At 71.1% G+C, this 7,075-nt stretch carries 9 protein-coding genes and 1 pseudogene; 4 read left to right on the forward strand and 6 right to left on the reverse strand.

Annotation, left to right across the window (positions count from 1 at the left end; translation table 11 throughout):
* The 3 genes and pseudogenes from ACZ6Y1_RS12255 to ACZ6Y1_RS12265 form a co-directional block, all read left to right on the forward strand.
* A pseudogene (locus ACZ6Y1_RS12255) lies at nt 1–105 on the forward strand (ABC transporter permease); the annotation flags it as partial.
* A 2-nt stretch (nt 106–107) separates the two neighbouring features.
* Nucleotides 108–878, forward strand: a complete 771-nt coding sequence (locus tag ACZ6Y1_RS12260; protein WP_469626646.1) for a sirohydrochlorin chelatase — start codon at nt 108–110, stop codon at nt 876–878.
* Nucleotides 879–1,030: 152 nt separating this feature from the next.
* On the forward strand, nt 1,031–1,396 hold the full coding sequence (locus ACZ6Y1_RS12265) for a hypothetical protein (protein ID WP_469626650.1): 366 nt from the start codon (nt 1,031–1,033) through the stop codon (nt 1,394–1,396).
* 57 nt (nt 1,397–1,453) lie between these two features.
* Here ACZ6Y1_RS12265 and ACZ6Y1_RS12270 read toward each other — a convergent pair whose 3' ends face one another.
* Nucleotides 1,454–2,458 carry a ketopantoate reductase family protein gene (locus tag ACZ6Y1_RS12270; protein WP_469626653.1) on the reverse strand — a complete coding sequence of 335 codons (1,005 nt, stop codon included), beginning with the start codon at nt 2,456–2,458 and terminating at the stop codon, nt 1,454–1,456.
* 44 nt (nt 2,459–2,502) lie between these two features.
* Here ACZ6Y1_RS12270 and ACZ6Y1_RS12275 point away from each other — a divergent pair, with 44 nt between their 5' ends.
* On the forward strand, nt 2,503–3,357 hold the full coding sequence (locus ACZ6Y1_RS12275) for an aldo/keto reductase (RefSeq protein WP_469626656.1): 855 nt from the start codon (nt 2,503–2,505) through the stop codon (nt 3,355–3,357).
* Between the two features lie 52 nt (nt 3,358–3,409).
* Here the strand turns inward: ACZ6Y1_RS12275 and ACZ6Y1_RS12280 are convergent, their stop codons facing one another.
* The 5 genes from ACZ6Y1_RS12280 to ACZ6Y1_RS12300 form a co-directional block, all read right to left on the reverse strand.
* Nucleotides 3,410–4,339: a peptidoglycan-binding protein gene (locus ACZ6Y1_RS12280; protein ID WP_469626660.1), complete on the reverse strand. Its 930-nt coding sequence runs from the start codon at nt 4,337–4,339 to the stop codon at nt 3,410–3,412.
* 42 nt (nt 4,340–4,381) lie between these two features.
* Nucleotides 4,382–6,148, reverse strand: coding sequence for a S8 family peptidase (locus ACZ6Y1_RS12285; RefSeq protein ID WP_469626662.1), 1,767 nt, complete (start codon nt 6,146–6,148; stop codon nt 4,382–4,384).
* A 36-nt stretch (nt 6,149–6,184) separates the two neighbouring features.
* Nucleotides 6,185–6,463 carry a hypothetical protein gene (locus ACZ6Y1_RS12290; protein ID WP_469626665.1) on the reverse strand — a complete coding sequence of 93 codons (279 nt, stop codon included), beginning with the start codon at nt 6,461–6,463 and terminating at the stop codon, nt 6,185–6,187.
* A complete protein-coding gene (locus tag ACZ6Y1_RS12295; protein ID WP_469626667.1) occupies nt 6,457–6,780 on the reverse strand; it encodes a hypothetical protein in 324 nt (107 codons plus the stop codon). The genes ACZ6Y1_RS12290 and ACZ6Y1_RS12295 overlap by 7 nt, the downstream gene beginning before the upstream one ends.
* On the reverse strand, nt 6,777–7,075 hold a 299-nt coding region (locus ACZ6Y1_RS12300; protein ID WP_469626671.1), incomplete at its 5' end, for a hypothetical protein. The genes ACZ6Y1_RS12295 and ACZ6Y1_RS12300, both read right to left, overlap by 4 nt.

Consider the following 7,075-nt stretch of genomic DNA (forward strand, 5'->3'; position numbering starts at 1 on the left):
GCCATCATCCTCATCCTCGTCGTCGGCATCGCCATCGACCTGCTCATCTTCAGCCCCGCCGAACGCTGGGTCCTGCGCAGCCGCGGCCTCCTGGTGAAGAGCTAGTCATGGCTCCCGCCCAGGCTCCCGCCCTGCTCGTCATCGCCCACGGCAGCCGCGATCCGCGGCACGCGGAGACCGTGCGCGCCCTGACCCGGCGTGTCCGTTCGCTGCGGCCGGGGCTGCGGGTGGAGACGGCCTTCCTCGACTTCGACGGCTCGTCGGTGGGGCAGGCCCTGGCCTCGCTGTACCTCTCGGGCGTACGGGAGGTGGTGGCGCTCCCGCTGCTGCTGACCCGCGCCTTTCACGCCAAGTCCGACGTCCCCGCGGTGCTGGCCGAGTCCTCGGACCGGCTCCCGGGGCTGTCCGTGCGGGTGGCCGACGTCCTCGGCCCGTCCCCGCTGCTCCTCGAAGCCCTGGAGCGCCGGCTCACCGAGGCCGGCCTCACCCCGGCGGACCGCTCCACCACGGCGGTGGTGCTCGCGTCCGCCGGATCCACAGACCCGGAGGCGATCGCAGCGATCGCTGAAACCGCGCGGGAGTGGCGGCGTACCGGTTGGTGCGCCGTGCGGCCTGCGTTCGCCTCCGCTGCCCTTCCCCGTACGGAGGACGCCGTACGCGCCCTGCGTGCCGAGGGCTTCGCCCGTGTGGCCGTCGCCCCGTACGTCATCGCCCCGGGGCGGCTGCCGGACCGGATCGCGGCCGGCGCCGGGGCCGCGGGCGCCGATGTGCTGGCCGGGGTGCTGGGCGCCGCCCCTGAGCTGGCCCGCCTGCTGCTGCTGCGCTACGACACGGCCGCCGCGGCCGCCCCGACCCCCCTCCGGGCCCTTTCCGCCTGACCCCGGCGTCGCCACCGGCTGTAAACCGCCGTGGAGTTATGCCCAAAAGATCACTGTCCGCATCGTGGACGGTCGGATGCAATGGGCTCGGCGCCTGGTCAGGCCCGCCGACGGTCGGCGGCGATCCCAGTGCGCGCGAAAGGGGACCCCTCATGATCCGCACCCGATACGCCGCCGTTCTGGCCACGCTGGCCGTCACCGCCCTCGGGATCAGCGCCGGCCCCGCCTCGGCGGCGGCCGGCGACACCGTCAACATGTGCTCCAGCACGCTCACCCCGTCCGGCTGGGTGGACGTCCAGTGGTGGAACAGCGGCGGGTGCGGCTCCGGTTTCAACCCCAACACCAAGCAGATCAAGGACCTGCGGGGCTACCCGGTCGGCACCCAGGTCAACGCCTGCGCCTCCACGTGGCCCCCGGCCGGCTGGACCATCGTCAGCTCCTACTACTCCAGCGGCTGCCAGTACTCGGCCGTCCCCAGCTTCAACGCCAACACCTGGACCCTCAAGCGCACTTCCTGACCACGACCGCGAGCCGCGGACGGCGGACGAGGTCGTGAGCGGAGCCGCGGCCGGGAATCAGCTCCGGGCCGCGGCCTCGTCCGCGAGGGCGGTCAGGTCGGCGATGGTCATCGCGCCCGGCGGCAGCGACTCGCGGGCGAAGATGTTCGCCGCGTGCCGCAGTACGTCGTTCACGGGCGTCGGCACCCCGTGCAGGCGGCCCAGCAGCGAGATCTCCCCGTTGAGGTAGTCCGCCTCCACCGACCCGGTGCCCCGGGCCAGGCTCTGCCAGGAGGAGCCGCCCCGCACACCCGCCGGCTGGTCGACCTTGCCGTCGCGTGCGGCGGACTGCTCCGCCTCGGACGCGTACGCGATCCCGGCCGCGGCGAAGGCGGCCTTCCCCTCCCGCACGGCCCTCAGCAGCAGTGCTGCCTTCGCGGGCTCCGGCTCCGGTCCCGTCGTCGCCTGGATCGCGTTACCGAGGTTCCCCAGCAGCTTCGCGTACTTCCACCGCATCACGTCCTCGACGACCGGCGCCTCGAATCCCGCCTTGCCGAGGTCCGCCGCGACCGCCCGGGCCGTCCGGTCCGCGGGGCCGCCCGCGGCCCGGCCCAGGTGCAGGATGCCGGTCAGCGGCGCGCACAGCGCCGAGACGACCCCCGGCTCCAGGAAGGTGGACGGCAGCCACACGCACACCCCGTACACGCGCGCGAAGCGCCGGAGCGCCAGGCGTTCGCTCTCCACGCCGTTCTGCGCGCACAGCACCGGCAGCCGCTGCGCGGCCGTCCCGCCGCCCGCGACCTCCGCGTCGCCCCACGCGTCGAGCGCGGCGATCGCGTCCTGGGTCTTCACGGCCAGCAACAGCACGTCGTCCGGGCGCAGTTCGCCCAGCTCGGCGGGGGCCGTGACCACCGGGAGCCGGTGCACCCGCTCCCCGTCGGCGGTCGTGAGCCGCAGCCCGCCGGCGCGCAGGGCCTCCGCGTGGGAACCGCGCGCGACGAGGACCACCTCGCCGCCCGCCTCCGCGAGCCGTCCGCCGATGGTGGCGCCCACCGCGCCCGCTCCGATGATGATGTAGCGCATGGGAGGAGCCTGGCACATCCGGCCCCCTGGGTTACGGTCGGGGCATGGCGAACGAGACGTTCATACTCGGCGGCGAGCTTCCCCTGCGGCGGCTGGGCTTCGGTACGGGCGGCCTGGTGGGCCCCGGCTACTGGGGGCCGCGCGCCGCCCGCGCCGAGGCCCACGCGCTGCTGCGCACGGCGGTCGAGCGCGGGGTCACCCTCATCGACACCGCCGACAACTACGGCCCCGACCTGGCCGAGGAACTGATCGCCGAGGCCCTCCACCCGTACGGTGAGCAGCTCGTCGTGGCCACCAAGGGCGGGGTGGTGCGCACCGGCCCCGATCAGTGGCACATGGCGGGCAGCCCGGAGCAGTTGCGCCGGCAGTGCGAGGCGAGCCTGCGGCGGCTTCGGCTGGAACGCATCGACCTCTACCAGCTGCACCGGTTCGATCCGGCCGTTCCGATGGCCGAACAGCTGGGTGCGCTGGCCGAGTTGCGGGCGGAGGGCAAGATCCGGCACATCGGGCTGGACACCGTCACCGCGGAGGAGCTCCGCCTGGCACTGGAGTCGGTCCCGGTCGCCTCGGTGCAGAACGCGTACAACCTGCTGAACCGCACGTCGGCGGAGGTCCTCGCGATGTGCGAGGCGAACGGGATCGCCTTCCTCCCCTACTACCCGCTGGGCAGCGGCTCCCTGACCCGGGAGGGCGCGGCGGCCGTCACCACCGTGGCCGCGGCCCACGGCGCGGGCCCGGGCCAGATCGCCCTGGCGTGGCTGCTGCACCACTCCCCCGTGCTGTGCCCGACCCCGGGCACCGGTTCCCCGGCCCACCTGTCGGAGAACCTGGACGCGGCGACGATCCGCCTCACGGGGCAGGAACTGGAGCTGCTGGACGGGCTGGGCCAGGCCGTCTGAACACCACAAGGCCCAGGTCTCTGACCTGGGCCTTGTTGCCCAGTTTAGCCTCTCAGGGGAAGTGCCGCACTGCCTCGCCGTCCAGAGCCGCAGCCAAGGCGGACACGGTATCGGGCGGTACACCGTCGACGTTCCCCACGTCGGGGGTCTGCGGCAGGCCGACAGATGATTGGAACGACGTCAAGGCGGATCGGGTGCCGGGACCGATGATGCCGTCGAGCCCGTTCGGGTTGAAGCCGAGCCTCTCCAGTGCGGTCTGGACACCGACGGTCAGCTCCAGTGGAACGGGGAAGGCTCCCGAGCGCATGTTGGCGTCGAGTTTCTGTGCGGGGTCGTAGACGAGCTGTGAGAGGTCGGCGTCGCCCTGGGTCGATGTCCAACCGGCGATCGTGAACAGCAGTGCGTTGCGGGTGTTGCGGGGGATGACACCGGGGTTGCCCGCCTCGGTCATCTTGCACTCCCGGGCCATGGTGGCCCAGTCGCCCTGCGCCGCGGCGCCCTGGAACTTGGGGAACTTGAACAGAGGCCCCAGGGCCCAGGCCATGCTCAGCAGCCCCAGCTGTCCGTCCGCGGGCCAGTCGTCGAATGCCGCGAAGGGTTCTCGGCCTTTCAAAGTACCCTCGAAACTGTCGAGCTTGGCGGTCACGAGTGAGTTGATGTCGTCGTCGGAGATCCTCAACCGAGTGAGCTGCTCCTTCGTGCCCAGGGGAGCGAGATTCGTACCACTGAACTTGACCTTTCGGTACTCCTCCTCGATCTCCTGACGCTCGGCCGGCGCGCGAGTATCCTTGTCGAACCAGCCGAGGGTGAAGATGTCGGGCAGCGGGTTCGGGTTGGTCCCGAAGTGCTCCGAGCTGTCGGCGTCCAGCAGGTTACCCACCCCGGTGGAGACCAGGCTCTTGACGTCCAGGTACATGAAGTGGACACGCGCTTCGAGCGGCTCGCTGAACGGCAGGAACGCCGTCCGGACACTGTCGTGCATGGCAAATCCTCTCTGCCTCGACGTGCTCGAGGTTCGGCTGCCTCAACCGGAGGAGAGCAGACCGGCGGTGCGGAGCAGACGCTGGATGTCGTCCAGTGGGCCGAGTACATCGCTGCTGGTCGCGGAGAGCAGGCCGGCGTTCTGCATCGCCTCACGCAGTTGGGCGAGTTCCGGGGTCGTGGACGCCGTGCCCATGGCCGTCAGGGACAGGGCCCTGGCAGCGTTGGGCAGTCCAGCGCCGGTACGGTTCACGTCGCCGAAGTCCACTGGGTCGCACGAGGAGCGGACGATGTCGAAGAGCCGGTCCACGCGCTGGGAGTTGCGCGTCCGGTAACCGTCCCGGAAGTCGGGATGGTGAGCGAGGATCAGCGCCGTCAGGCCGGTCACGTGGGGCGTGGCCATGGAGGTGCCGTCCCACGACGCGTAGCCGCGCTCCGGAACGGTGGACAGGATCGCCACGCCCGGGGCGCATACGTCGACCTCGGGGCCGTAACAGGTGAACGCGGCGGAGAAGTAACCGTTCTGGTCGGGCTGTCCCTTCACCTGCTGGGCGTGGAAGGTACGAGCCGGGAACTCTCCGATTTTGCCCATCGCGGCCACGGTCAGCACGGTGGGCAGCCGCCCGGGGAACTGCACGCGTCCGCCGGAGTTGCCGGCCGCCACCACGCAGGCGACGCCCGCCTGCCGGGCCTGGTCGATGGCCTGGCTGAGCAGCGCGGAGGGTTCGTCGCTGCCCATACTGAGGTTGACGACGTCGACCTCCTGCTGGACGCAGTAGTTGAGCGCCTCGATGATTCCGGAGTATCGGCCTCCGGGGAACACCTTGCACACGTGCACCTCGGCCTCCGGAACGATACCGAGGATGCCCCTGACATCGTCCGAGCTTGCGATCACACCGGCGCAGTGGGTGCCATGGCCGATCACGTCGACGGACCACTGGGCGGGTTCGTCGCCGTCCACGAGATCCATGCCGCCGGCGATCCGGGCCGCGAGGTCGGGGTGCTGGGCAGCGCAGCCGGAGTCGATGACCGCAACTTTGATGCCCTGGCCACGGTAGTTGGGCGGAACCTGGTCCATGCCCATCGCGGTCAGTCCCCAGCCCCTCACGGGCCCGGTGAGCAGAGCGGGGAAGCTGTCCGAGAGCGGCCGCAGTTCGACGCCGTTCTCCTCGGTCAGCGAGAGCGCCGGAAGTTCCTGGTAGGTCTCCCAGAAGTCGCAGGCCGGCTTGACGTACACCGCACTGATGGAGGTCAGGTCGTTGATGGTCAGGGCAACCGTCGCCCGGCCGTCCGGACCGGTCGCGGACTGGAAGTTGCCTTCCGGGCTCATCACGACGATCGTGGCATCGGGCAGCGGGCCCGTCCCCTTGCCCGTCACGAGAAACGAGACGGGCGTTACCGGCGCGGCCCTCAGCTGCACGCCCGGGTTGATTTCCTCGGTGCTGACGGCCTCGGGAGACACGCTGGTCACCCGCAGGTGGTGGTCCCGCTCGATGTGTACACGAGGATCACGCACCAGCGACGCCACGCGGTGTGGCGGCATCCTGACGACAGTCACGTCCGGGGCGATTGATGCCTGACCGTCTGCTGTGGTTACGGCGGTGACGGCGATGCGCTTACGGGTCTGTGTCTCGGGGTCGTTCTCCAGCTGGGCGAACAGGCTGTCGGCGTCATACGGCTCCACACCGGCAGGCAGGACATCGGACGGCAGCGGTACCACCAGGCACTGCACAGTCCTCCCGCGCAGTTCCTGGACCGCCGGGCCCTCGTCCGTGGGGCCGCTCGCCGGGTTCTCGTTGTTGTCGGACATGTTCGTTCACCGCTCCCAATCCGGCCTGGTCGCCGGTCACTCGTCGCTGTACTGCTCGATGTCCTGGTCCGCCTCGACCACCAGCCGGCCCTGTGACTCCGCCTTCAACCGCTCGGCACGCTCATGCGTCATGGCGACGCCGAGCACTGTCGGCTGCGCGGCGGTTCCGCTGACGACCCGTACGTTCACGTCCGGCTCGCCGCCCAGTTGCGTCGCCACACGAGCGACCAGGGCGGTGTCGCCGCCCACCAGGTAGTGGCCGATCCGGGGCCCTGAGGCTGCGGGCCCCGGATCAGCGGCGCCGGATGTCACCATGCCGGGAGGCCGGGCAGCGTCGCGCGGGCCAGGGCGATGGCCTGCTGCACCCCGCCTGCCAGACGCAGGCACTGGGCGTACTCTTCCCGGCGGTAGAGGTCGACTGCCTGTGAAACCAGCGGTGCCAGCCCGTTGACCTCCGGAGCGTTCCCGACGGCTCGTTGCAGCCAGTCGTGGGTCCGCACCAGCAGGGCCGCGCACTGCTCGCGGGAACCGTCGGCGGCACCCGCCGTCGGGCCGGCGCCCGTGAAGCGGTTCGGCGACCAGGCAACCGGCGGAGGCTGCGGCATGGGGGTGTCCGTCACCACGGACGTCACCGCACCACGCCTTGCCCACTCGCCTGCTGCTGGGCGGCGGGGGAGGCGCTGAGGAGAATCAGGGGAAGGAGCGGGGCGACGGTGGAGAGGATGTCGCCGATGTCGCTGATGTCGAAGCCCTGCGGCTGCATCTGGGGCTGGGCGGGCTGTCCGGCGGGGGACGCACTTGCGAGGCCGGCAGCGGCCTGGAGTCCGAACTTGATGGCGTCACTCAGGTCCGGGATCCCGAAGAGCGACTGAGGCTGCATCTGCGGCTGGGCGGGCTGTCCGGTGGGGGACGCGCTCGCGAGCCTGG

It is taken from the genome of Streptomyces sp. NPDC053432 (assembly GCF_055585365.1).